We start from the raw sequence: 1956 nt of genomic DNA, 5'->3' as shown, positions 1-1956 counted from the left end.
GTCGAATTATTAGGCGCCCACGCTGGTGTACCAGTTTGGAACGGCTTGACCGATACCTGGCATCCAACCCAAATGATTGCGGACTTTATGACTATCAAAGAGATTTTTGGTTGTTTAAAAGGGCACCACTTAGTCTATCTAGGTGATGGTCGTAACAATATGGCCAACTCTTTAATGATTGCAGGTGCCAAGTTGGGCGTTGACATTACCATTGCGACTAGCCCACAATTACAACCTGAACAAGATATTCTTGAAACCGCGCAAGACATCGCCAAAGTAACAAATACCAAAATCACCGTAACAAATAACCCAGTTCAAGCCGTGAAAACGGCCAACATTATATACACAGATGTCTGGGTGTCAATGGGTGAGGAAGCGACCTTTGAAGACCGGATCAAGCAATTAATGCCATTCCAAGTCAACAAACAATTGATAGACCAAGTTGAGACAGCGAATTACATTTTCCTACATTGCCTACCTGCCTTCCATGACGCAGAAACCACTTACGGCCAGCAAGTCTTAGACCAATACGGCTACCAAGAAATGGAAGTGACAGATGAAGTCTTCCAGGCCGATTACGCCAAGCAATTCTTACAAGCAGAAAATCGCTTGCACTCAATTAAAGCCATCATGGCAGCTACAAACGGCAACTTATTCTGGCCAAACAATAATGACAAAGGAGGCGATTAGGTGATTAAAGTAGGGATTATCGGGGCAACTGGCTATACAGGTGAAGAATTAATCCGCTTGTTGGTGACCCGACCAGATATTGAATTAACCACTTTAACTTCGAGAAATGAGGTGGGAACTAAGGTTCAGGACTATTATCCTCATTTCAAGGGCTTAATCGACCAATCCTTCGTGGCTTATGATCCGAACCAAATTTTCGACCAAGTGGATGTCTTATTCTTGTGCTTGCCGCACGGGGTATCCATGGAAATCGCGAAAGCAGCCCATGCGCATGACGTGAAGGTGATTGATTTGGGGGCGGACTTTAGACTGAAGAATAGCCAAGTCTACCAAGAATATTATGGCATTCCACAAACAGAACCTGATTTACTTGAACAAGCGGTTTACGGTTTGCCTGAACTTTACGCAGCCGACATTCAAAAGGCAGATTTAATCGCCAATCCTGGATGCTTTGTGACCTGCAGTTTGCTCGCCTTATTGCCAGTAATCGACCAAGATTTCATTCGAACCGATTCAGTAATTATTGACGCCAAAACAGGTGTCTCTGGGGCAGGCCGGTCTGCCAAGGTAGCCAACTTACTAACTGAGTTAGCTAACAACTTTTACGCTTACAACCCTATGGCTCACCGCCATATTCCTGAAATTGAGCAAACTTTAAATAATGTCGCCAACAATCAAGTCACTGTTCAATTCACCCCACATTTGTTACCAACCGAACGGGGCATTCATGCCACAATCTATGTGGACTTAACTAAAGACATTAATGAAGACCAAGTCCGTCAAATCTATCAAAATTATTACCAAGACAAATACTTTATTCACATCCTAGGCCAAGACCAATTGCCACAAATTAAAGCGGTTCGGGCCAGCAATTTTGCCCAAATCCAAGTCAAAGTCGATCAAAGAACCAACCGGTTAGTGATTTTTGCCGTCATAGACAACCTAGTAAAAGGTGCAGCTGGGCAAGCCATCCAAAATATGAATCTAATGTTTGGCCTAGACCAAACGACTGGGCTTACCCAAGCCCCAATCTTCCCATAACCACTGATGAAAGGAGTTTGAATACATGTCACAAAGTCAATTACCGACCTCAATAAGTAGTGAAAATGCTGAAATACATTCTTTAACTAGTCAGGCCATTTCTGGAGGCCTTTGCGCCATTGAAAATGTCTGGGTGTCTGGTGTCCATTCTGGTTTCAAACACCGCAACAAAGATTTAGCCCTGATTTATTTTCCAAAAGGGGCCACTATGGCAGGGGTATTTAC

At 43.6% G+C, this 1956-nt stretch carries 2 protein-coding genes and 1 pseudogene; all 3 read left to right on the top strand.

The genetic code is table 11. The annotated features are described in order from the left end of the window. A partial coding sequence (locus ACRCJ0_RS12985) for an ornithine carbamoyltransferase (RefSeq protein ID WP_431390691.1) occupies positions 1-690 on the top strand: 690 nt, incomplete at its 5' end. Continuing rightward, complete coding sequence (gene argC, locus ACRCJ0_RS12980) at positions 691-1731, top strand: N-acetyl-gamma-glutamyl-phosphate reductase (protein WP_431390690.1); 1041 nt, start codon at positions 691-693, stop codon at positions 1729-1731. Between the two features lie 25 nt (positions 1732-1756). After that, positions 1757-1956: pseudogene (locus tag ACRCJ0_RS12975) on the top strand (bifunctional glutamate N-acetyltransferase/amino-acid acetyltransferase ArgJ); the annotation flags it as partial.

This window comes from Aerococcus sp. L_32 (assembly GCF_050689315.1).
Note: the sequence above shows the minus strand (reverse complement) of the source record. Positions and strands in the feature narration are given on the sequence as shown.